This is a genomic window from Synechococcus sp. CBW1004, from assembly GCF_015840715.1.
Classification (GTDB): domain Bacteria; phylum Cyanobacteriota; class Cyanobacteriia; order PCC-6307; family Cyanobiaceae; genus Cyanobium.
In genome coordinates, this window is the sequence record NZ_CP060397.1 from 99,018 (window position 1) to 122,959 (window position 23,942).

Below are 23,942 nucleotides of genomic sequence, written 5' to 3' on the forward strand. Positions count from 1 at the left end.
AGAGCGCGTCGCTCCTGCGACGGGATTCAGACGGCGTCGCTCCGGTGACGGTGTCCCCAGAGGATGCGCAGTTTGTCGAGTTCGAGATAGACGAAGAAGACCAGGCTCACTCCCAGGCACACCAGCAGATCGGCACCGCTCAGCGGCACCGTGCCGAAGAACCTTGACAAGGCCGGCACATAGAGCAGGGTGAGCTGCAAGGCGGACGTGAGCAGCACCGCTCCCAGCAGCCAGGGGTTGGAGAGTGGATTGAGGCGCAGCAGCGGCAGGTCGCTGCGGGCCGAGAGGGCATGGCCCATCTGGGCCAGACACAGCGTGGTGAAGACCATCGTGCGCCAGGGCCCCGCCTCGGCATGGGTGCGGTAGGCCCAGACCATCATCGCGATCGTGATCAGGGCGAACACCACACCGATGCGCAGGATGTAGGAGCCGATGCCGCGGGCGAAGATCGATTCGCCCGGCCGTGCGGGGGAGCGCTGCATCAGTCCCTCCTCAGCCGGTTCGAGCGCCAGGGCCAATGCCGGCACGCCGTCGGTGACCAGATTCATCCACAGGATCTGCAGCGGCGTCATCGGCACGCCGGTGAGTCCCAGCAGGGGGGCGGCGGCGATGGTGATCAGTTCGCCGACATTGCTGCCGAGGATGTATTTGACGAAGCGGCGGATGTTGGCATAAACGAGGCGACCTTCCTCCACGGCATTGACGATCGTGGCGAAGTTGTCATCGAGCAGCACCATGTCGGCGGCCTCCTTGCTCACCTCGGTGCCGGTGATGCCCATCGCCACACCGATGTGGGCCTGCTTCAGCGCCGGCGCGTCGTTGACGCCGTCGCCGGTCATCGCCACCACCTGGCCGTTGGCCTGCAGGGCCTTGACGATGCGCAGCTTCTGCTCGGGCGGTACGCGCGCGTAGACGTTGCAGCGGGCCACCGTTTCGCGCAGCGCGCTCTCATCGAAGCGCTCGAGATCGCGGCCCAGCACCACTTCGCCATCGGCCTCGCTCAGGCCGATGGCGGTGCCGATCGCCCGGGCCGTGAGCGGATGATCACCGGTGATCATCACGGGTCGGATGCCGGCCCCCCGACAGGTGGCCACCGCATGGTTCACCTCCGGCCGGGCCGGGTCGAGCTGGGCCATCAGCCCCAGCAGCACCTGATTCTCGAGGGGATGGTCGGGGCTGGGGTGATGGGGCGCGCAGGCGAACGCCAGCACCCGCAGGCCGGAGGCCGCCAGCTGGCGGGCCTGCGCGAGCCACCAGTCCCGCTGGGTCTGGGTCAGGCCGGTCACGCCGGAGCCGTCGATCCAGCGGTTGCAGCCGCTGATGATCACCTCGGGGGCTCCCTTGCTGATCAGCAGCCGCCGGGAGTCGGCCGCGGCCTCCGCCAGCGGTGTCTGCAGTGCGCCCAGGGGATCGTCGATCCACACCGCCATCAGCTGGCGTTCCGAGCTGAAGGGGATCTCAGCGTCGCGCTGGAAGTGACTGCGCAGCTCGAAGTCGTCGATGCCGGCCTTCTCGGCCACCACGGACAGGGCACCTTCGGTGGGGTCCCCCAGGATCTCCCAGCGCCCCTCGGCGTCCTGCCTGAGCTCGGCGTCGCTGCAGAGCACGCCGGCCCGCAGGAGCAGCTGCAGGGCGCCATCCGGGGCCCCCGGGGTGGCCGCGTCGGGGGCGGCCAGCTCCCTCGGCCTGAAGTCGCCGCGGGGTTCGTAGCCGTGGCCGCTCACCGCCACCGCCAGGGTGCCGACCCGCAGCTCCTGCACCACCTGGCGGTTCTGGGTGAGGGTGCCGGTCTTGTCGGAGCAGATCACGGTGACCGAGCCGAGGGCCTCCACCGCCGGCAGTCGGCGGATCAGGGCGGCGCGGCGCACCATCCGCTGGGTGCCGATCGCCAGGGTGACGGTGATCACCGCCGGCAGCCCCTCCGGCACGATCGCCACCGCCATCGAGAGCGACACCTCCAGCAGGTTGAGCAGCGGCTGGCCCATCAGCCAGCCCACGAGCACCACCAGCGCCACCAGGGCCAGGGCACTGATCACCAGCACCCTGGCCAGACCATCGAGCCGCTGCTGCAGCGGTGTCTCCTCACCACCGGCGGTATTGATCATCTGCGCGATCTGGCCCAGTTCGGTGGCCATGCCGGTGGCGGTCACCAGCGCCACGCCGCGGCCGCGCACCACCTCGGTGCCCTGAAACAGGCAGTTCTGGCGCTCCAGCAGCGGGGTGCCCTCCTCCAGCAGCAGATCGGCGCGCTTGAACACCGCTTCGGCCTCCCCGGTGAGAGCGGCCTCGCGCACCCCCAGATCGGCCTCCTCCAGCAGGCGCCCATCCGCGGGCACGCGGTCGCCCGCCTCCAGGCGGATCAGATCGCCGGGCACCAGTTCCTCACTGGCGATCCGCTGCCAGCGGCCGTCGCGGCGCACCTGCACCAGTGGCTGGGCCATGTCGCGCAGGGCCAGCAGCGCCTTCTGGGCGCGGCTCTCCTGCAGGTAACCCAGCAGCCCGTTGAGAACGACGATCACCAGGATGGCGATGGCGTCCTTGGGGAACTCCTGCTGATGCAGGGAGACGGCGCCGGAGACCGCCGCCACCGCCAGCAGCATGAGCAGCATCACGTTGCTGAACTGATCGCGGAGGATCTGGAGGGCGCTGCGGCCCTCGCTGATCTCCAGGCGATTGGGGCCGTTGTCGGCGAGGCGGCGGGCGGCGCCGGCTGTGCTCAGGCCCTGGGCATCGGCCTGCAGTCGCTCCAGGCACGCCTGCGGCGGAAGGGCGTGCCAGGAGGCGGAGCCTGCAGGAGCGGAGCCGTTCAAGGAGGGTGATCAGCGTCGGCCGAACCCTAAGGGGGGCGATCAAGGCTGATCGGCTGGACGGTGCGGGCAGACCCCAGACTGTGCCGGCCGCAGCGCACTTGCGATGTCCGACCGCCCGCTCGCCACCGGGCATACCAGCACGGTGCTGGCCCGACTCGAGCTCTGGCGCCGTCAGCTCACCGTTCCCCAGTTCACGATCCTCACCGGCCTGCTGGTGATCGCCTGCGGCACCCTCCTGCTGGCCTCGCCTCTCTGCTCACTCGACAGCGTCGGCCTGTGGCAGGCGCTGTTCACCGTCACCTCGGCGATCACCGTCACCGGGCTGACGATCATCGATGTGGGCCGCGATCTCACCTTCGTCGGACAGCTGGTGCTGGCCGGGCTGATTCTCACCGGCGGCCTCGGGCTGATGGCGATCACCACCTTCCTGCAGGGCTTCGTGCAGGGGCGTTCCGGCCTGCGGCAGCGGCTCGACAAGGGGCGCGCCCTCGATGAGTTCGGCGTCGGCGGTATCGGCCCCACCTTTCATTCGATCCTGATCAGCGGCGCCTGGGTGATGGGTCTGGGCAGCGCCGTGCTGTTCCTGATCGGCTTCCGTGACATCCCCGAGCCCGGCCCGCGTCTGTGGGCCGCGCTGTTTCACTGCATCAGCGCTTACAACAACGCCGGCTTCGGCCTCTGGAACACCAGTCTCGAGACCTATCGCGACAACCTCGTCGTCAACGGTGTGATCGCGGTGATGATCGTCAGCGGCGGCATCGGCTGGCGCGTCAGCCAGGATCTGTGGCGAAACCGCAGGAAGCTCAACAGCTTCCGCCGCCTCAGCCTGCACACCCGGCTGGTGCTGCGCAGCACCGTTGCCCTGATCGTGGTGGGCACCTTCGGCCTGCTGTTCACCGAGAACTTCGGGGTCGGTGACACCGCCATCGAGCAGCTGGCTCCTGCCCGCCAGCTGCTGATCGCCCTGTTTCAGTCGATCACCACCCGCACGGCCGGGTTCAACACGATTCCGCTGTCGCTGCAGACGCTTTCCGAGGCCGGTCTGCTGCTGATGATCACGCTGATGTTCATCGGCGCCAGCCCGGGCGGCACCGGCGGCGGCATCAAGACCACCACCTTCGCGGTGCTGATGGCGGCCACCCGCTCCACCCTGGAGGGCCGCGACCACGTGCATGTGCGCCGCCGGCACGTGGCCGACACCACCGTGCTGCGGGCCGTGGGTGTGGCGCTGGCCTCGGCGCTGTTCGTGCTGGCGATGACCCTGCTGCTGGGGCTGGGCATCACCGCCGAGCCCCGGGCCGGCCAGCCGGGGTTCACCTTTCTGGAGAAACTGTTCACCTGCGTGTCGGCCTTCGCTACCGTCGGCCTCGATGTGGGCGTGACGGCCCAGCTCAACCGCTGGGGCCAGCTGGTGCTGATGGTGGGCATGTTCACCGGGCGGCTTGGCGTGATCCTGCTGTTGTCCGCCATCTATGGACGCCGTTCGGTCCCGCGGGTGCGCTTCCCCAGCGAGGAGGTCTATCTGTAGGGCCAGCCGGGTGATGTTTCGGGGGGGCTCCCGCTGCTCCGCCGGGCCCTCATGCCAGCGGCCAGAACCAACGGCCAGAGCCAGTGACAGGCTGCCGGGGCTGCTCTCAGGAGACAGCGCTCCGGTCCACCGTGTGCGATCCCGGCAGGCTGGTCAGCCGCTGCAGGCGCCGCTCCAGCAGCAGCAGCCCCACCACGGTCGTGAAGCTGACCATCAGCACCAGCGCGGAGAACTGGGAGGCGTTCACCACGCCGGCCTTGAGCGCCGTGGTGGCGAACACCAGCCCCGGCAGGCCGCGGGGGATCAGGCCGTAGATCACCAGGCGCCGGTCCACCCCGGTGGCGGTGTCGTGGGCCGTGATGCCCAGGCCGCAGGCCAGCTTGCTGACCAGAGCCATCACCACCAGCACCGCCGCCATCCCCCAGGCCCCGGGCGCCAGCAGGCTGGCGGCCTCGATGCGCATGCCGACGCTGATGAAATACAGGGGCAGGAACACCTCACAGAGCAGCACCAGCACCGCGCGCACGTCCTGCTCCAACGGCGAGAGGCGCGCCAGCAGCAGCCCACCCCAGAAGGCGCCGAAGAGGCTGGTGAGTCCCACCAGTTCGCCCAGCCAGGCGGAGGCGATCAGCAGCAGCAGGATCGACAGCGGGCTTGAGGGCCGCTCCGGCCGGTGCCGCCGCCAGGTGTCCACCGCGAGCAGGCTGGCCAGGCCCAGCAGCAGCCCCAGCGGCGGGCCCAACCAGCCGGCGCCGCCCCCATGCCCCGCGGCCTCGCCGGCGCCGAGGGCCGTCGACAGGGCCAGCAGCAGAATCGCCGGCAGGTCATCCAGCACCGAGACACCCACCAGCAGGCGGCCCGACGGGCTTGTCAGGGCCTGGCGCTGGGCGAGCACCCGCAGGGTCACTCCGGTGCCGGTGGCGCAGAGCACCGCCAGGCAAAGCAGGGTGGTGGGCACCGACAGTCCGAACAGGGTCCGCAGCGGCCAGAAGAAGAGCAGCGGCGCCAGGGCGCTGATCGCCACCAGCCGCAGCAGCGTCCGTCGCTGCGCGATCAGCAGATCGCCGCGCACCTCCAGGCCCACCTGGAAGAAGAGACTGAGCACCCCCAGCTCGGTGATGCCGCCGAGGGGCGCCACCCGCTCGAAGGGCAGCACGCTGTTGCCCAGCAGGAAGCCCACCAGCAGCTCCACCAGGATCGCCGGCACCGCCCAGCGCGCCAGGCGACCTGCCGAAAGCCGCGCCAGCGCCACGCCGGTGAGCAGCAGCAGCAGCGTGCCGAGCAGGGGCGAGGCGTGCATCGGGGGATGGGGCGGAACGGCGCTCAGGGCAGGCTGACTGCCGCTGGTCCCGGTCCTAGTTTGAGCAGCTGCCCGACCCGTGGTCCCGCCAGGCATGTCGCCACTCGCCGCGTTCAACCGGGTCCGGCGCACCCTGATCGGCAGTCCGCTTCCCACCAGCGCCCAGCACGAGGAGCGCTACAGCAACGCCGAGGCCCTCGCGATCCTCAGCTCCGATGCCCTCTCGTCGGTGGCCTACGCCACGCAGGAGATCGTGCTGGTGCTGGGGCTGGCCGGTGCCGCCGCCCTGCCCTTCACCCTGCCGATCACCGGCCTGATCGTGGGGCTGATGCTGATCGTGGCCACCAGCTACCGCCAGACGATCAAGGCCTATCCCCATGGGGGCGGCTCCTATCGGGTCTCCCAGGAGAACCTCAGCCCTCTGAGCGGCCTGGTGGCCGGCGCCGCCCTCTCGATCGACTACGTGCTCACCGTGGCCGTGAGCGTGGCGGCCGGCATCGCGGCCCTCACCTCATATTTCCCCGGCCTGGATGATCAGCGGGTGCTGCTCTGCCTGGTGGCGGTGGCCCTGGTCATGGTGGCCAACCTGCGCGGGGTGAGTTCCAGCGCCAGGCTCCTCAGCCTGCCCACCTACCTGTTCATGGGGGTGGTGATGACCCTGCTGGTGGCGGGCGCGGTGAAGGCCGGCCTGGGCCAGCTGCCGACCCCGGCGATGGCTGATCAGCAGCGCCTGCTGGAGGACGCCAATGGCCGTCAGGGGCTGATGGTGATCGGCCCGCTGCTGCTGATGCGGGCCTTCAGCTCCGGCTGCGCCGCCCTCACCGGCATCGAGGCGATCAGCGACAGCGTCGCCGCCTTCCGGCCGGTGGAGTGGCGCAACGCCCGCCGCGTGCTCACGGTGATGGTGCTGATGCTGGCGTTGATGTTCAGCGGTATCAGCGCCCTGGCGCACCAGAGCGGCGTGGTGGCCACCGACAACGGCCCGACCCTGCTCTACCAGCTGGGCGAGCGGATCTTCGGGGACGGCCTGCTGCTGGCGGTGCTGCAGCTGGCGACGCTGCTGATCCTGCTGCTGGCGGCCAACACCGCCTACGCCGATTTCCCCCGCCTGGCGGCCTTCCTGGCCCAGGACGGCTACCTGCCCCGCCAGCTCGCCTCACTCGGCGATCGGCTGGTGTTCAGCAACGGCATCTTCGCCCTCAGTGGTTTCGCCGGTCTGCTGCTGGTCCTGTTCGAGGGCAGCGTCAGCCGCCTGATCCCGCTCTATGCGGTGGGGGTGTTCCTCAGCTTCACCCTCTCGCAGGCGGGGATGGTGATGCACTGGTGGCGCCAGCGGGGCCGAGGCTGGTCCGGCAAGGCCCTGATCAACGGTGTCGGCACGGTGATCACCGGCGTGGTGGGGATGGTGCTGCTGGTCAGCAAGTTCACCCAGGGGGCCTGGGTGGTGGTGGTCACCATCCCGATCCTGGTGACGCTCTTTCTGCGCATCCGCGCCCACTACGACACGGTGGCCCGCCGGCTGCGCCTTGCTCCCGACAAGCGTCTCCGGCTGCCGCCGTCGCCAACGGAGGGGACGGGCAGCCCGACGGTGGTGCTGGTGGGGCAGTTGCATCGGGGCACCTTCGAGGCGATCCGCTTCGCCCGCACCATCGCCAGCGATCTGGTGGCGGTGCATGTCGATCTGGGTGGCGGCGGCAGCCAGGCCTTCGTCGCCCAGTGGCAGCGCCAGGTGCCGGAGGTGAGGCTGGAGGTGCTGCCATCCCCCTATCGCTCGCTGGTCGATCCGGTGGTGCAGTTCGTCCAGGGCTTCGAGATCGAGCACCGCAAGGACCGCGACCGCTTCTGCGTGATCGTGCTGCCGGTGTTCGTCACCCGGCGGCGCTGGGAGAACCTGCTGCACAACCAGTCGACGATCCTGCTGCGCAATGCCCTGCGCGCCCAGGGCACGCGCGTGGTGACGACGGTGGGGTTCTACCTGTGAGCAATGGGTGCCACCGTCCGGCCCCGGCCAGGCCCTCACACCGCTTGCATCGCCCTGCGGCTCGGGCGTTCAGCCCCTGCCCGGTTGCCTCCGGGCGGCTGCTCATACCGGCTGCTCAGATCGGCTGCCACGGCCGCAGGTCGCTCCCGCTCCGGGAGGTCAGTAATCCACGGCAGGCAGGTGGGGAATGGTCGCGTCGCCTGGCCGGGCTCAGGGTCTTGCCGGCTGGAGTCTGAGGGGAGCGGGTGTGGATGGTTGCACATAACCCGATCCACGAACCGGTGTATGTTGGCGGAATTGTCGGACCGGCCTTGGAGTCCCTGCTCGCCGCCGCCCTGCAGCCCCAGGCGGCCATCACCCTGGCGATCCTCGCCGGCTCCGTCGTGCTGTTCGTCGGGGGCTGGCTGGCTCCCGAGGTCACCGGCCTCCTGGCGGTGGCTCTGCTGGTGGCCCTGCGGGTGCTCAGTCCCGGCGAGGCGATGGAGGGCTTCGGCAGCCCGGCCCTGATCACCCTGATGGGTCTCTTTGCCCTCTCCGCCGGTCTGTTCCGCAGTGGTGGCCTTGATCGGCTGCGTGCCTTGATCGGCTCGGATGCGGTGCGCAGTCCCAAGCGGATGATCGCCCTGATGGTGGCGGCGGTGGGGCCGGTGTCGGCCTTCGTGCCCAACACGCCGGTCGTCGCCAGTCTGTTGCCGGTGATCGAGGGCTGGTGCCAGCGGCGCCGCGTCTCCCCCTCCAAGGTGTTGCTGCCGCTGTCCTTCGCCACCGTGCTCGGCGGCACGCTGAGCCTGCTCGGCAGTTCGGTGAACCTGCTCGCCAGCGAGGTGAGCAGCAAGCTCGGCTATGGCGCCTTCGGCCTGTTCGCCTTCACGCCGATCGGCATCGGCGTCTGGCTGGTGGGGGGCCTGATGATGGTGCTGCTGGCTGATCGCTTCCTGCCGGATCGCGGCAGTAACGAGGAGGATCTCCTCGCCGATCTGGCCAGCGGTGGTTATCTCACCGAGGTGAAGATTCCGGCCGGTTCGGAGCTGATCGGCCAGTCGCTGCATGGCAGTCGCCTGCAGCGTCGCTTCGATGTCGACGTGCTTGAGCTCCATCGTGAGCAGGAGCGCTTCCTGCCGCCCCTGGCCGATCGCACCCTCAAGCTGGGCGATCGTCTGCTGCTGCGCTGCACCCGTGACGATCTGCTGCGCCTCCAGCAGGACCACACCGTGGTGCTCGCCCCGACTCCTGAGGAGCCGGTCCGCTCCGATCAGCAGAACGATCAGCGCATGGTCGAGGTGCTGCTGCCCTCCGGCTCCACCCTGGCCGGCGACTGCCTGCGCGATCTGCGCTTCCGCCAGTGCTACAACGTCACCGTGCTGGCGCTGCGCCGCGGCAACCAGGTGCTGCGGGAACGGCTCGGCCGGGTGCAGCTGCGCGACGGTGATGTGCTGCTGCTCCAGGGCCCCAAGGACGCCATCCGCGGTCTTCAGGCCAGCAACGATCTGGTGGTGCTGGAGCAGCTGGAGAAGGATCTGCCCACCGTCAGCCGCAAGCGGCTGGCTCTGGTGATCACCGCCCTGGTGATCCTGCTGCCCAGCTTCGAGATCATCCCTCTGGTGGCCTCGGTGCTGCTCGGCACCGTGGCGATGGTGGCCACGGGCTGCCTGCGGCCGGGTGAACTGCAGCGGGCGATCCGGCTCGACGTGATCCTGCTGCTGGGTTCGCTGGCGAGCTTCAGTGTGGCCCTGGAAAAGACCGGCCTGGCGGCGGCCCTGGCCCGGGCGCTGCTCGCCGGTCTGGATCACTGGCCGGTGTTGGCGGCCCTGATGGTGGTGTTCCTGTTCACCACCCTGCTCACCGAGGTGATGAGCAACGCCGCCACGGTGGCGATGCTGATTCCGATCGCCGGCCAGCTGGCCCAGGGGCTGGGCCAGCCTCCCCTGGCCTTCATCTATGCGGTGCTGTTCGGCGCCAGCCAGAGCTTTCTGAGCCCTGTCGGCTATCAGACCAACCTGATGGTGTTCGGTCCCGGCCGCTATCGCTTCCTGGACGTGGCCCGCTACGGCTTCCCGCTCACGCTGGTGATGACGGTGGTGGTTCCCTTGCTGATCTGCCGCTGGTTCGGAATCTGAAGGCTCCCGCCGGCAGCCTGTGCGCAACAGCCGGGGCTTCCTTTGCTCGGGAACCCGTCACGGGAATGGTTCAGAGGTGCTGGAACGCTTCAGAGGCTGGGATCGCCGCTGGCGACACCCTCCGGATCGCGCAGCTGGCGTGATTCCAGCCGCGAGAGCAGCCGCGGCAGAAGCACCACCAGGGCCACCAGGACCAGGGCTCCGAGGCCGAACTCCACGACGCTGCGCACCATGACGTTCAGCGGCACCCAGCGGCCGCCGAGCCAGGCCAGGCTGACCATCGCCCCGGCCCACAGCAGCGCTCCGGCGGCGTTGCAGATCAGAAAGCGCCGGTAGGGCATGTGCACGGCACCCGCCATCGGGCCGGCCACCACCCGCAGCACCGCCACGAAGCGACCCAGCAGCACCGATTTGCCGGCATGGCGCTGGAAGCTGTCGCGCAGGCGCTCCAGTTGCTCCGGCGACTGACCGAGCAGGCGGCCCACCCGCAGGATCAGGGACCAGCCGGCGCGGCGACCCACCCAGTAGCCGAGGTTGTCGCCAAGCATCGCTCCGGCGGCGGCGGCACCGAGCACACCGAAAAACTGCAGCTGGCCGCTGCCGGCGGCATAGCCCCCCAGAAGGGTCACCGTTTCGCCGGGGAGGGGCAGGCCGGCGTTCTCCAGCAGCATCGCCACGAAGATCACTCCATAGCCCCAGGTCTGCAGCAAGTGCTGCAGCGACTCCAGGCTGAGGAGCTCCATGGCGGCGGGTCAGGGGGCTTCAGGCTATGGGAACGGGTCGTGTCGCCGCGCCCTCGCCTTGGCCCGCCTGCCAGAGCGAACCTGCCGATCTGAGGCTGGGCTGGCTGCAGCGGCTCAGGTGTCGCCGAGCGCCAGCAGCCGCCGTTTCAGCTCCGCCGCCGGGACCCCCTCCACCGCCACCCACTTGCAGCGGCTCCGCTCACCGCGCAGCAGCTGCACCGCCGTGGTGGGGCACCCGAGCCGGCGCGCCAGGAAGCGCAGCAGGGCGGCATTGGCGGCCCCATCCACCGGTGGGGCCTGCAGACGGATGGCCACCATGCCCTCCCGCTCACCCACCACGGCGTCGCGGCTGGCGCGTGGCTGGATCCAGACGGCCAGGGCCTTGGCGCCCTCTTCCTGGTGCTCCGCAGCTGTGGCGTTGTGGCGGCTGGGCGAACGATGCCGGTGGCCGGTCATGGGGAGAGGCGAGTCGCCAGGCTGCCCTTACGGTGCCATTCCCCCTTGAAGCGCATCCGTGGCCTCCCTGAGCAAACGCCTGGAATACCGGTTCGAGACCTGGCTGTGGCGCTTCCGCCTGGTGGCCATCCTGCCGGTGCTGTTCAGCCTGGCGAGCACGGGCGTCACCTTCGTGCTCGGCACCAAGGAGATCGGCATGGCGATCCTGGGGCTGGGGGCCAGCCACAGCGCCGAGAAGAAATACATGGCGACGCTGCTGGGGGGCGTGGTGACCGGCATCGATCTCTACCTGATCGGCATCGCCCTGTTGATCTTCGGCTATGGCGTCTATGAGCTGCTGATCTCGCCGATCGAGGCGGCCCGCGCACCCGGCAAGGCGGGGGATGGGCTGCTCGACATCCGCGATCTCGATCAGCTCAAGGAGAAGCTGGTGAAGGTGCTGGTGGTGGCCCTGATCGTCTCAGCCTTCAAGGCGATGCTGAGTCTGCCGATCAACGACGGCCCGTCGCTCGCCTTCTTCTGTCTGAGCGTGTTGCTGCTGGCGGTCAGCGGTTTCCTGGTGACCGGTGATCTGGGCAAGCGCGGCAAGGAAAAAGGCTGAAGGCCTGATCGTCGGAATCCCAGCGCAACCGGAGCTGGCGAGCGGGCCGATGTGGGTCCACTCCGCGGTGAGCCGGATCGGTTGAACCCGGGAGCGTGCCGTGGGCATCCGACACTGAACGGATGGCCATGGCCTGTCTGCAGCCGGCCCGGCCCCTGCGCCACACCTCCTTCGCACCACACCTCAGCCGATGGCTTCCGTCCCCGCCGCCGCCCCCGATCGCCTCAGCCTGCGGCGGCCGGACGACTGGCATGTGCATCTGCGCGACGGGGCGCTGCTGCAGGCCGTGGCCCCGGCCACGGCCCGGGTGTTCGCCCGGGCGATCGTGATGCCCAACCTCAGTCCGCCGGTCACCACGGTGGAGCAGGGCCGCGCCTACCGCGAGCGGATCCTGCAGGCGGTGCCCGCGTCCTTGGGCTTCACGCCGCTGATGACGGCCTACCTCACCGACACGATCGACCCGGCCGAGATCGCGCGTGGCCACGCCGAGGGGGTGTTCACGGCCTGCAAGCTCTACCCCGCCCACGCCACCACCAATTCCGCCGCGGGGGTGAGCGACATCATGCGCCTCGAGCCGGTGCTGGACACCCTGGAGCGGATCGGCATGCCGCTGCTGATCCATGGCGAGGTGACCGACGCCGAGATCGACATCTTCGATCGCGAGGCGGTGTTCCTGGAGCGGGTGCTGGATCCGCTGCTGCAACGCCACCCGGCGCTGAAGGTGGTGCTCGAGCACATCACCACCAGCGATTCGGTGCAGTTCGTGATCGAAGCGGGGCCGAATCTGGCCGCCACGATCACGCCCCACCACCTGCACATCAACCGCAACGCCATGTTCAAGGGCGGCCTGCGGCCTGATTTCTATTGCCTGCCCGTGGCCAAACGGGAGCTGCACCGCCTGGCCTTGCGTTCAGCCGCCACCTCCGGTAATCCGAAGTTCTTCCTGGGCACCGATTCGGCCCCCCATCCGCGCCACGCCAAGGAGAGCGCCTGCGGCTGCGCCGGTATCTACAACGCCCCCTTCGCCTTGGAGAGCTACGCCGAGGTGTTCGAGCAGGAGGGTGCGCTCGATCGCCTCGAAGGCTTCGCCAGCCTGCACGGCCCCGCCTTCTACGGCCTGCCCGTCAACAGGCAGCGGATCACGCTGGTGCGCGAGAGCCAGGTGGTGCCGCCCCGCCTGCACGGCAATGACGCCGCCGGCAGCGCCGTGGAGCTGGTGCCGTTCCATGCGGGGGAGCGGCTGGGGTGGCGGGTGGAGCTCCTGGACTGACCTGCATGGCTGCGGTCTGGGCCGAGGACCGATCCGCTGCGACCCGGAGCGGGGAAATTCACCGCGCTCCCTGAGGTCCCCAAGATGCGGGTTTCGAGAGGCCGGGCGCACCTGTCGCGGCCATGGCTGATGGCGTTGCCGCTGCCTGCGCGAGGCCTCAGGCAGGTTTTGGTCAGGATGTTCGGAGAGGGTTGTCCCGTGCGCATGAACGGGTCAGCTCCTGCACAAGGAAGGTCCCGACCAGGATCCAGATCAGGCTCTGTACCAGTGAGCTTCCAGGCAATGCATCGAGAAGACGCTGTGGCGTCCAGACAGATGCCGCCATGGATGCGGCCAGTACCCCTTCAAGAATCCTTGGGCGACCGAGGGCAAGCCTGAACACCACAAGAAGCGCGGGATAGAGCATGAGGTTGTCGTAATAGCGGTGATAGAAGCCGAGCTGTCCGAGCACCCCGCAGAAACCAGCCAGACCCAGAGGATCGCCAACTAGAAGGGATTCCATCGTTCTGAACACGGTGGACAGATTCCTGCGGCCGAAGACCGTTCCCAGCACAGCGGCAACGCAGACGACTCCGGCGAACAGCATCAGGGAGGCCTGGCTTGAGGCTCGAAATAGATTGGTCAGAAGAGCTACGGCATTGAGGTTGGAACTGCTCATGAACTGAGGCAAAACGCTGATCCAGCTGCGCAGATAAATATCCAACTCGACGTTGGTGTGGTGCAGAGCTAGAAATGAAAGTCCCGTCAACACACCCAGGCCCAGCAGGAGTCCAGGAAGGCGCCTGGGTGTCAGGAATGGCAGTGCGTAGGTGAGGCCGATCTGAGGTTTCACCATCGCAAGGGACCAGAGCAGACCAGCGGGCAGGTTTCGCTGTCGTTGGAGAAGCAGCCATTGAAGACTGATCAGTCCCATGCAGATGATCGAGAATTGTCCTTTGTTCAAGGCGCTGAAGTTACCGGCAATGGCCAGCGGCGCCAGGGTTCCCAGCCATCCGGCTGAAGCGCCGAAGGATCTGAGGCTGAACCAGCCGATCCTGGCGATCAGCACCAATGAGAGCAGGCTCAGAAGATGAAGGATCCAGGTGCCTTGGATCCATCCACCCAGGACGAAGAAGGGGCCGAACAAGGGCAGCGCCCAGGGCAGGTAGACCGTGGTCCGAAAGTCGGGCAGGGAGCGCTGCAGGGGTGTCGCCAACATGGCAGATGGATAGATGCCGTCCGCAAAGAGCTGCCACTCAGCCCAGCGTTCGCGAAGGTCAAACGGAGTGAGGATCCAGGTGCTGATCAACCCGGCCAGGAGGGTGGAGATGGCGAGCAGGCCCAGCAGCATCAGACTCCAACCAACCAGCCGACCCTGGAGGGCGGGGCGATGTTGCAGCCAACTGGGCCAGTGCAGCGGCCGTTGCAGAAGATCCAGCAAGGTCAGCACGGCAAAGGTGACGCCCGAATAGCTGAGAACCAGGCCGTGCAGCACGATGCCAACACAGGCTTCAGGCGGACCGCCTCGGCGAAAAAGCAGCCCATAGAAGTTGCGATTAAGTAGCAGCAACAGCGCCAGGCAGCCGCCAGCTAGCGCCAGCGACATGGGTCGCAACGCAGGCATCCAGGCCGCCACCAGCAGGGCCAGAGGTAGCAGCAGGCTGGCAGCGGCACTGAGGCGTGCAGTCGGATCGAGGTTGAGGGTGGTCGGCAGTTCCCGGCGTCTCAGCAGAAGCTGGCTCCAGGGAATCGCCCGTTGGCGGATGTCGGTGGACACCATCGAGCGCAGGGTCCAGCGCTTGTGGTGGGTTCCCTGAATGGCGGGGTCAAGGATGATCATTCCACCGGCGTCGCTGAGCCGCAGGCCGAACTCGATGTCCTCGATGCAGGGTCGGTCGTAGGACACGGCATCGAACCCCCCCAGATCCAGGAACGCCTGCCGGCGCACGGCGCCGAGCCCAGCCCAGAAGGTGCAGGCCGGCCCGGGATGGCTGCTGTGGGTGTGGTGGTGCAGCAGATTGCGGAAGCGGCTCACCAGCCCGGGATCGGCGGGCGTGTCGTCGTAGCTGCCGAACACCGCCGCGAGGGCAGGACTGTCGGCGAAGTGCTCCCGGATACGGCCTGCCGCATCGGGATGGACCTGGACGTCAGCATCGACGAACCACAGGATCTCGCCACGCGCTTCACGCGCGGCCAGGTTGCGGGCAGAGGCGGGACCCGAACGTCGCCCGGTGCTCAGAAGCCTGACCGGGCTGTGCAGGAGCCAGTCCGGTGGCGGCGGCGGCTCGCCGTCGAACACCACGAGGGCCTCATCCTGGGGGGCAAGGGCTGCCAGTGAGGCGCACAGGCAGGTGGCGCAGGGCTCCTCCCAGCTGATGGTGGGCATCACCAGGGTGAGGGAGGGGTGGGGCATGGGCGGTGCTGTTTCTTCTGTTGTCAACGCGAACGAATCATGCTGCTGCTTTTCATCGGAATATAATGTCATACGAACGGTCAGAAACGAGCCTGATTTGCACTTGCATCTGGCGCAAGCAGGGCCGCATACATACCTGCCATCTCGGCCGAGCGTGCGAGCAGTGAAGCCACGACTGCCAATGGGAAAAGGCAAAGAGCGCGAGTTCGCTGCAGGCCTAAATGATGGCTGTAACGGAACCAATGCCTTGCATCCCGACAGACGAGCGCAAAACGAAGAATGATTGGTTCAATCAGGGGAATTTGTTCGAGAGCCTTGATCCTTGGCCAGTCTGGATCGCTTTGCCGCCCGATGTAAGTTTCCCAGCCTCTTCGGAAGTGCATCCTGGTCAGCCACCAGCGAAATGTCATGCCGTGGGCAACGCGTTGATCCGGCTGGAATGAAAATCTGGCACCTGAGCGAAGCAGATCAAAATACAGCAAAGAGGATGGGAATGAATGCTTGAGCGTGCTGAACTTGTGGCGGAGCATCAAGTCTCGTCGAATCGCGAAGTTATGAGCCACCAATGCGCCGGCCTGGGGAGTGGATCTACGGGCCAGTACGAATCCCCACGATGGCAGGGCAGCAGCCAGCATCAAGGCCGAGTTGGCATCCAGGCGTTCGGTTCGGTACTGAGAAAATCCCACCGAGACGTCGGCACCGTTGCGTAGAGCTTCAGCCAAGGCAGGCAGCCAACGAGGTCCCGGTAGGCAGTCGCAGTCAATGAAGGCTAGATAGTCTGCTTGGGCAACCTTTGCGGCTTCGTTCTTTAGCTGCCAATAGTGGGCATTGGATGCACTGATCGGCAATAGGTGCACATTCCAGAATGCATCTTCGGGTAAACAGAAATGCCCCCAATATTCAAATTGCCTGGGACTGCCGATGAGAATCAGTTCCACAAGCTCCAGAGGAAAGTCTTGCGTGCACAGAGCAGCAATCGTGTCTACGGGTGGCGAGAGGTTGTTGGCTTCTTCGTTGTAGGCCTCGATCGCAATGGAAATCAAGGGCTTTGAGGGAGGCGCCATCAAGCCTGCCAGTTGTTATTGCTTGAGTTTAGCATATAACTGCTCGAATCGATCAACGAAGCCTGCTTCCGTCAGTCGCCGGAGCGCAAAGTTTCTTCCGTTCGTTCCAAGTGTCTCAGTCTCCCTTGGATTGAGGAGCATGGTCGTCAATGCCTCGGCTAACGATTGCGGGTCATTGGCCGGTACCAACAGCCCAGTTTCGTGATCCTGAATGATCTCATTCAGGCCGCCACTGTTGGTGGCCAAGACCGCAGTCCCTCGCATCATCGCTTCTGCCGCGACGATGCCGAATGGCTCTTCCCAGCGAGAAGGCACCACCTGAACCCAGGCTCCCTTGAGTCGCTCCTCCAGCTGAAGACGGGATAGGTGACCCAGAAAGACTACATGGTGACCGATGCCGATTCTGCGAGCCCTGGCTTCCAAGTGCTTTCGTTCAGGACCATCTCCGGCCACCAATAAGCTTGCTGCTGGGATGCGTCTGACCAGAATATGCATTGCATCAAGAAGATCATCCACACCCTTCTCCGTTACAAGCCGGCCCGCGAATGCAACTGTTGGAGTCTGATTGAGTTGTCTGTCATAGGGATGAACGGGAACTCCATTCCAGATCACCTCGTCCGCTTGAATGCCATACTGCAGAAGTTTTTTCTGCGTGGCATAGCTGTTGGCGACGATCAGACTGAAGTTTCTGCTCCAGAGTCTCCATAGGCTGAGCTGGGCCATGGCGCTCGGCCAGGCAGCCGCCGGAAAGCAACGGTTTTTGATGCAGGCTATCCCTGCATTTTCTTGGCAGGGCGATTGATCAGGGAGCAACTTTGTGCCGATTGGGCAGATGCAGCGGTACCAGGCGACGTGATAAATCGCAGGCGTGTCTTTTAGTAGAGGCAATATGAATGGAGACAGTTGGCTGAGGAACAGGCGAACATGGATAACATCTGGCCGGAACTCCTTGAGGATTTGCCTCAGTCTGTTGTAGGCCGATGGATTTAAAACCTGAGTGATCCCCCGAATTGAGGAAAGCGTCCCAAAGCAGGAATAATCTGCTTCGGGCTGGAGCTTTATTGGCCTAGCGTTACTGGCAAATAGGCGCACATCATGCCCTCGGAAGCGAAGCTGCTTGCGAAGGGACAGTGTCATCAATTCAGCGCCGCCGGACGGTGTGCTGTAATCGCTGATAAGAAGAATGCGCATTCGCTAATAAAAATGATCGAATCGGATGATGCCGCGACTCATTTCTTGGGGGTGGTCGGCTTTGGCTTGAGAGTTCTATTCATTAATGGCACTATTCGCAAGTGTTTGGAATAGGACTTGTGGTCTTAATGTGGTGGGCCTCTTTTGGGTTCGGCCTCCTAGGTTGCTTTTTGGTATTTTATGGTAGTCGCTCATGAGGATGCTCGCCAGGCTGGCTTGACGTGCAGGTGCCAGTGTCTTGGAACCTGCCTCATGGGTTTAGTGATCGGAATTGTCAGTTGGCTGTGCAGCTTGGCGTCATCCCAGAATCTGCCGCTTTGCTTTAGGGGACCTAGTTCATGAAAACGCCAGGGCCCACGTCTGTTGTTAGAATATTGCCGTAAAACAATAGTCTGTGTGTCGCGATCCGCCTGTCGCATCTCTGCAAGAGAGCATAATTGCAGTTCGCCGCCGGACCAGCCAGCGGTCAACAAAACTACGATTCTCAGCGCCAAGGTCTCCAAAACTTTTTTCGCGGCCGCTGAGTATTGCGTAGCATTTTCGATTCAATGCGAAGTTCAGGCCGGGCAGGAAATGATCAGATTTGCCAGGTGGATCGAAAAAAACAATGCACCGTATCTGTGATCGTCTGGCCTGCCACTGCGATGCAACTTTGTGGCTCGTGCGGCGGTGGTGCGGATGTTCTGCTCGTTGCCCGAGGCCCATCAGAAGTGTTTCGGAGCCGATCAGAGCTGTAATAGCATGGATTTCTGAGGGAGACCTGAGTTATTCTTAGACGCGTTCGAATCGATATCCGAAGGCTTCGATGTCGCGACTGAAGCGCTCTGCGACGACATCGCGAACTCGGTCGCTATACCATTCGCTATAGTGCCGGTGGGTGCTCCGATTGCGATGAGGTAAGCGATCGTCGATCTGCAGTCGTGAGAAGATTTCAGCGGAGTCGGCGGCAATATTCTCGAACCGACCGATCTTATCGACCAGAATTCTTCCGTCGGCATCGGATAGATAATCGATCTGGTTGAATGCGAAGCTCTTCAAGCATCCGTTGTCCCAGGTGACGTCGGTGCACTTCTCTACGAACTGCTCGAAGTTTTTGGCTTTGCGATAAACCTCGTTCCAGTTCTTGTATTGAAATGGCGCAGTTCTCCACCGTTTCCAGAGCGGCAGTTTGAGGCGGGCAGCATCAATCATCGCGTACCAGGAGACGAGCCGCTCCCAGGGATTGCGGACAAATCCGAAGGAATAAAAATCGCTCCATCGCTCGACACCTAGCTCTACCGCTCCTTCGCGCGCGAAACCATGTCGACCGTGCCATCGCATAAGGTCTGGAAAGTTTCTGGTGAGTACAGACTCGAAGCTGATGCCCGCGGTTTTCTGTACGTGAACGAAGATAAACTTCGACTGATGACTAATCAGCATGGCAAGCCAGGCATCAAAAAACTAGATTGCCTGTAAGCCTATGCGAACCCGAGACCACGCTCGGTGCAAGGAATACGGCAGCTCGCCGCATTGTCGATCCGTTCAGTCGTCGCCGCCAGTCAGAAGCATCTGTTGAAGTGGGAGCAGAAGCTACCGAGGTGTCTCCTGGCGTATTGGTCAGAGTTGTAGGCGTGGAAGTTGCCGCTGGTGCTTGTCTTGAGGTTGACCAGCAATGTCTTGATCCAGTCGAACTGCGGCAGATCATTGGGGTGTTTACCGCTGGTGATGATGGCTTCATGGCTACATCCTGCCGTGGTGACCAAGCGGAAGCAGGCCAGACCATCAGAGAGCACGTCACTGCCCGGAACCAGGTTCTTCCCGGCCCTGCTGCCAAAGACATTTGAACTGAAGCCGGTGTCTTGAATTCCCACCAGTCCCAGACGCGAATGGGTGCCAGCCTGGAGGCGCATCGCTTTGGTGATGGCTGGGATGCTTCCCTCACGGTTTCGGTCAAGGGCATGAGGGGACGGGCCTGCTGCGTGGTTCATGTGGTTCTGCCCTGGCTACGCAGTCGGGGAATGTCTGCGGAGCATGGCGATCATTTTCGTGTGATCTCTGGCATTTGCCTTGTGTTCGCTCGATTTGTGTTCGCCTGCTGTCTCCACAACGCCGCATAGATCCCCTGCAGGCCAAGCAGTTCGTCGTGGCGCCCCCGTTCCACGATGTGTCCGCCTCCGAGCACCAGGATCTGATCTGCATGCACCACTGAACTGAGCCGATGGGCCACGGTGAGCACGGTCCGGTTGTGGGCGAATCGCTCCACTGCCTCAAGGATGCGGGCCTCGGTGGGGCTGTCGAGGGCACTGGTGGCTTCATCGAGGATCAAAATCTCCGGATCCTGAAGAAGCGCCCGCGCCAGGCAGAGCCGCTGGCGCTGCCCGCCGCTGAGCCGGAAACCCCGCTCTCCGATCAGCGTGTCGTAGCCCTCCGGAAGCGCCTCGATGAAGGCGGCCGCATCGGCGGCTTCGGCGGCCGCTCGGATGGCCTCCTCGCCGGCGTGGGGCACCGAGAAGGCGATGTTGTCGCGGATGCTGCCGTTGAGCAGGAGCAGCTCCTGGCTCACCACTCCCAGCTTCTGTTGCCAGCTGTCCAGATCGATCGTCTCCAGATCCACTCCATCCAACAGGATCCGTCCCCCGCTGGGGCTGATCAGGCCCACCAGCAGGTCCACCAGGCTGGATTTGCCGCCGCCTGATTCGCCAACCAGAGCCACGGTGCTGCCTGCTGGGATCTCCAGATCGATGCCGTCCAGGGCCGGTTGATGGCGCCCTGCGTAGGTGAGCGAGACACCTTCCAGGCGGATTCTCTGCCGCAGGCCGGCGAAGGGAACGCCACCGCGGCGGCGGAATTGCTTGCCTGCCGGATCGAGCAGCTCCTCCACCAGTTGCAACGAGCCATGCATCTCGGCCATTCGGTTCAGGCAGCCGGCGGTTCTCGTCAGCCGCAGATTGAGCCGCTGCAGCACCAGCACGAACACCACCAGATTCGGCACCATCAGGCTCTGCTGGCCTTCAAAGAGATGCCAGCTCAGCAGGCCGATCAGGGCCGCCGCCAGCACCGGCAGCAGATCGCTCACCGGTTCCAGCACCGGCACCAGCAGGCCCATTCGGCGCATCTGCCGTTCCTGCTGCACGGCACTTTGTTCCTGGCGCTTGATGGCCCTGGTGATGCCGGCCGTGCTGTGCAGCAGGCGCAGGATCTGGATGTCTTCGGTGATCGCCGATGCCATGCGTCGGCCCGCCTCCGCCAGCTGCTTGGAGGCTGTGCGGATGCGCGGCCGCAGCTGACTCTGCAGCAGGGCGATCGCCGCCGCCATGGCGACCGCCACGAGCGACAGCAGCGGCGTGAGCAGGATCAGCACCGCCAGATAGACCCCCACCAGCAGCAGGTTGCTGAGCACCTGAGCCCACTCCTGCAGTTGCCGTTGCACCGCCACGGGAGCCAGGGTGCAGCGGTTCACCAGGTCGCCCACCGGGTAGCGGCTGACGCAGCCATAGCTGAGGCTGAGGAGGTGGCGATGGATGGCCGGTGCCACTTCGCGCTCGCAACGGGCCGCAAACCAACCGGCCGAGACACCATTGATGTAGTTGAACAGGCTCGTCAGGCCCTGCAGCAGCACGGCCAGGGCCAGCAACAGGGCAAAGCGTTGCCCCAGAGGCAGCGTGCTGAGGCTGCCCAGCGGCAGCCCCATACGCCCTGGCATGGCCATCGCCCCTGTGGCCGCGCCGCCGCTCAGCAGGCGGGCGGCCTGGAAGATCACGCCGAAGGTGAGTCCCTCACACAGGGCCAGCAGCACGCTGGAGAGCAGCAAGGCAGCCAGCAGTCGCCAGGACTGGCCAGCGGTCTGGAGGATCAGGCTGCCCAGCGCGTTGCCAGGAAAGGCCCCGGCCAGGCGGCGGCGTAGAGGCCTCGGCAGCCGCCGGAGCCAGGCTGTTTGATCAGCCACCCTTGCCGCCACCAGCCACATCCGCCTCGATGTATTCAGCGTCCTGGTTCACCTGCCAGACGTCGTAGAGCTGCTCACCGGCGAGGATGTTGCGGGCCGTGAGCATGGCCGTCATCATCGAATGGTCCTGATTGTTGTATTGGTGCATGCCGTTGCGGCCCACCACATGCAGGCCGGGGCAGTGCGTCTTCAGGGTGTCGCGGATGATGGCGCGGCGTTCGGTGTAGAGGTCGTCGTAGACGGGATAGGCCTTGGGCTGGCGCACCACGGCACCATCGATCACATCTCCCTCCGCCGCCAGCCCCAGGCTGATCAGCTCGCTGGTAGCCATGGCGATCAGGTCGGCATCCTTGCTGTTCCAGATCGGGTCGGTGTCGTTGCAGAAATATTCCATGCCGTAACAGGCCATGCGCGGGTCGGGAACCATTTCGGCCGACCAGTTGATGAAATTCTGGATGCGTCCCACCTGCAACTGCGGATCGTGGATGTAGAGCCAGGTGTCGGGGAAGCTGCTCGGTGTCTTCAGGATCAGGGCCACCGTAAGGAAGTCGCGGTAGCGCAGGGCGGCTGCCGCTTCGAGGGCTTCGGGCGGCAGGCTGGGTTGCACCTGGGCCACGAGCCAGCTCAGCGGCGCGGAGCTGATCAGCTGATCCACCACCTGTTGGCGCTGGCTGCCAGAGGCGTTCGTCAGGGTCACACGCCAGCTGCCTTCGCTGGTGCGCTCCAGGCCGCTCACCCGGGTTCCCAGATGAAGCCGGCCTCCCCGTTCGCGGATTCTGGCGGCGGCGGCCTCCCAGAGCATGCCGGGGCCGTGGCGTGGGTAGCGGAAGGCGGTGATCAGGGTCTTGATCACGGTGGAGCGAGCGCCGTCGCCCGCCTCGGGTTGTCGCTGGGCTGGCCGCAGGGCCGCCAAGGCGGCCTGGATCAGGGAGAGGCCCTTGATGCGCTGCGCGGCCCAATCCGCGGAGATGTCACGGCAAGGAATGCCCCACACCTTCTCGGTGTAGCTCTTGAAAAACATCCGATAAAGGCGCCCGCCGAATTTTCGGGTCATCCAGTCTTCGAAGTTGGCTGGGCTGGCCGGTCTGTCGATCTTGGCTTTCAGGTAGGAGGCCAGGGTGAGCAGCGACTGGCGCTTGCCCAGGTTATTCACCACCTCCCCCAGATCCAACGGGTAGGAGTAGAACTTCCCCTGGTAATAGATCCGTGAAAGGCGGTCCTGCACCACCATGTCATCGGGAAGAATCTCGCTCCAGAGATCTTCCACCTCCTGCGATTTCGAGAAGAAGCGATGGCCGCCGATGTCAAAACGAAAGCCCTTGTAGCGCACCGTGCGTGAGATGCCACCCACCGCAATCGGATCCGCCTCCCAGATGTCGAGCTCCAGGCCGGCTTTGCTCAGCAGGTAGGCGGCTGTCAGGCCGGCGGGGCCTGCGCCAATCACCCCGACTCTTAGGGGGTGATCGATTTCATGCAGAACCAAGGATTCCAATCACATTTACTCAGATTTTACAGCGTGATTGAGCTGCTCCGCTTCCTGCCGACACGAGCTGCAGGTCAGCAGCTCTCCTTGGAGAGGAGCAGGAGTAGGGACCTCGCGCTCCTCGGGGTGTCTCCGGGACAGCGTCTGAGGAAGCTGTTCCATGGTGATTTCGGTGTCGGAGATAAGCTGCCAGGAAGCATGGACTTCAGTCAGCCTGTGCAGGCACCCGCCATTCCTTGGGCTCAGCGACGGCCGCTGACGGGGGAGTCAGCTGCGCCATGGTGAGGCAAGATGAGTCGGGACTGGCGACTCATGCTCGGGGTGGAGCGTCAATGCCATGACCGTGCGGAAGAACCCCCACCCCTCCCAAGCCGGTGCCGCCTGGTGGGCGACTGGGTTCAGAATGGCGATCAGGCCACTCCACCCGAGAAACGAGCACTTGCAACCAGCGACCGGCGAGGGGCAAGCGCGCGCGGGAAGTTTTGCGCCGGAGCCACAAGCATGCCCCCGCTGACTTCGTCAGCAAATCAGGACGCATGGCGGCCCTATCTGGACTGGCCTGGTGTAATATAGTTTAAAATGCTATCTCGAGCATGGACCTACCCAAAGATACTCAGCAGGCAACTCCTTCTGCTCCCGAGCCCTACGAATCTCCTCGAATCGAGCAGATCCTTCAATTGGAGGATCTGGAACGCGAAGTCGCCTATGCAGGCACTGGGGCGTCAGTGGTCTGGCCCATTTAGATTTCGTTGGCGTCCTCCTGCTCTATACCTCTTGGCTGCTTTCCGGTTGTTTCGCTTGAGAGCTCTTGTCCATCATTTATGAACAGTGCTCTCGGATTCAGTCTTCCGAGGTCGGGGATCGAGTTGTGTTATTTCACCGTGATAGGCACACAACCGTCATTCTCAATCCAGCGGGTTCCAGTCTCTGGAGGCTCCTAAAAACTCCATGTACATGCTCGGCATTGGCTGACACCCTTGCGGCCTCGCATCCGGATCTGTCCTACGATAAGGCCTTAGGCGATGTCTCGGCATTCATAGAGAGTTTGATGGTTCACGGAATGGTCGAACTTTGGGGCTGA

Annotated in this window: 17 protein-coding genes; 6 read left to right on the forward strand and 11 right to left on the reverse strand. The window is 65.0% G+C overall.

All coding sequences use genetic code 11. From position 1 onward, the window contains the following. Positions 1–26: 26 nt before the first annotated feature. Positions 27–2,810: a cation-transporting P-type ATPase gene (locus H8F25_RS00460; protein WP_197211578.1), complete on the reverse strand. Its 2,784-nt coding sequence runs from the start codon at positions 2,808–2,810 to the stop codon at positions 27–29. 103 nt (positions 2,811–2,913) lie between these two features. Here H8F25_RS00460 and H8F25_RS00465 point away from each other — a divergent pair, with 103 nt between their 5' ends. After that, complete coding sequence (locus tag H8F25_RS00465; protein ID WP_197211579.1) at positions 2,914–4,338, forward strand: TrkH family potassium uptake protein; 1,425 nt, start codon at positions 2,914–2,916, stop codon at positions 4,336–4,338. A gap of 106 nt (positions 4,339–4,444) precedes the next feature. On the opposite strand, the gene H8F25_RS00470 is transcribed toward H8F25_RS00465, so the two are convergent. Then, positions 4,445–5,638 carry a cation:proton antiporter gene (locus H8F25_RS00470; RefSeq protein WP_197211580.1) on the reverse strand — a complete coding sequence of 398 codons (1,194 nt, stop codon included), beginning with the start codon at positions 5,636–5,638 and terminating at the stop codon, positions 4,445–4,447. Between the two features lie 94 nt (positions 5,639–5,732). Here H8F25_RS00470 and H8F25_RS00475 point away from each other — a divergent pair, with 94 nt between their 5' ends. Continuing rightward, positions 5,733–7,619, forward strand: a complete 1,887-nt coding sequence (locus H8F25_RS00475) for an APC family permease (RefSeq protein ID WP_197211581.1) — start codon at positions 5,733–5,735, stop codon at positions 7,617–7,619. 311 nt (positions 7,620–7,930) lie between these two features. Continuing rightward, positions 7,931–9,736 carry an SLC13 family permease gene (locus H8F25_RS00480; RefSeq protein ID WP_231596955.1) on the forward strand — a complete coding sequence of 602 codons (1,806 nt, stop codon included), beginning with the start codon at positions 7,931–7,933 and terminating at the stop codon, positions 9,734–9,736. Between the two features lie 89 nt (positions 9,737–9,825). Here H8F25_RS00480 and H8F25_RS00485 read toward each other — a convergent pair whose 3' ends face one another. Both H8F25_RS00485 and H8F25_RS00490 read right to left on the reverse strand, forming a co-directional pair. Continuing rightward, positions 9,826–10,479, reverse strand: coding sequence for a DedA family protein (locus H8F25_RS00485; protein ID WP_197211583.1), 654 nt, complete (start codon positions 10,477–10,479; stop codon positions 9,826–9,828). 114 nt (positions 10,480–10,593) lie between these two features. After that, a complete protein-coding gene (locus H8F25_RS00490) occupies positions 10,594–10,935 on the reverse strand; it encodes a DUF167 domain-containing protein (protein ID WP_197211584.1) in 342 nt (113 codons plus the stop codon). Positions 10,936–10,993: 58 nt separating this feature from the next. Between H8F25_RS00490 and H8F25_RS00495 the strand changes: the two genes are divergently transcribed. Together H8F25_RS00495 and pyrC are read left to right on the forward strand one after the other, a co-directional pair. Then, on the forward strand, positions 10,994–11,536 hold the full coding sequence (locus H8F25_RS00495; RefSeq protein ID WP_197211585.1) for a YqhA family protein: 543 nt from the start codon (positions 10,994–10,996) through the stop codon (positions 11,534–11,536). 190 nt (positions 11,537–11,726) lie between these two features. Beyond that, positions 11,727–12,806, forward strand: coding sequence for a dihydroorotase (gene pyrC / locus H8F25_RS00500; protein ID WP_197211586.1), 1,080 nt, complete (start codon positions 11,727–11,729; stop codon positions 12,804–12,806). 172 nt (positions 12,807–12,978) lie between these two features. On the opposite strand, the gene H8F25_RS00505 is transcribed toward pyrC, so the two are convergent. The 7 genes from H8F25_RS00505 to H8F25_RS00535 form a co-directional block, all read right to left on the reverse strand. Next, positions 12,979–15,393: a glycosyltransferase gene (locus tag H8F25_RS00505; RefSeq protein WP_197211587.1), complete on the reverse strand. Its 2,415-nt coding sequence runs from the start codon at positions 15,391–15,393 to the stop codon at positions 12,979–12,981. Then, positions 15,279–16,262, reverse strand: coding sequence for a glycosyltransferase family 2 protein (locus H8F25_RS00510; protein WP_197211588.1), 984 nt, complete (start codon positions 16,260–16,262; stop codon positions 15,279–15,281). The genes H8F25_RS00505 and H8F25_RS00510 overlap by 115 nt, the downstream gene beginning before the upstream one ends. Positions 16,263–16,277: 15 nt before the next feature. Beyond that, on the reverse strand, positions 16,278–17,453 hold the full coding sequence (locus H8F25_RS00515) for a glycosyltransferase family 4 protein (protein WP_197211589.1): 1,176 nt from the start codon (positions 17,451–17,453) through the stop codon (positions 16,278–16,280). A gap of 771 nt (positions 17,454–18,224) precedes the next feature. After that, entirely contained in the window at positions 18,225–18,872 is a 648-nt protein-coding gene (locus H8F25_RS00520) for a sulfotransferase family 2 domain-containing protein (RefSeq protein ID WP_197211590.1), read from the reverse strand. A gap of 119 nt (positions 18,873–18,991) precedes the next feature. Then, complete coding sequence (locus tag H8F25_RS00525) at positions 18,992–19,420, reverse strand: transposase (RefSeq protein ID WP_197211591.1); 429 nt, start codon at positions 19,418–19,420, stop codon at positions 18,992–18,994. Between the two features lie 50 nt (positions 19,421–19,470). Beyond that, positions 19,471–21,243: an ABC transporter ATP-binding protein gene (locus tag H8F25_RS00530; RefSeq protein ID WP_231596956.1), complete on the reverse strand. Its 1,773-nt coding sequence runs from the start codon at positions 21,241–21,243 to the stop codon at positions 19,471–19,473. A gap of 127 nt (positions 21,244–21,370) precedes the next feature. Further along, positions 21,371–22,861, reverse strand: coding sequence for an NAD(P)/FAD-dependent oxidoreductase (locus tag H8F25_RS00535; RefSeq protein ID WP_197211593.1), 1,491 nt, complete (start codon positions 22,859–22,861; stop codon positions 21,371–21,373). Positions 22,862–23,729: 868 nt separating this feature from the next. Between H8F25_RS00535 and H8F25_RS18055 the strand changes: the two genes are divergently transcribed. Beyond that, the gene (locus H8F25_RS18055) at positions 23,730–23,942 is read left to right on the forward strand and encodes a PqqD family protein (RefSeq protein WP_197211594.1); all 213 of its coding nucleotides are present in this window, start codon (positions 23,730–23,732) and stop codon (positions 23,940–23,942) included.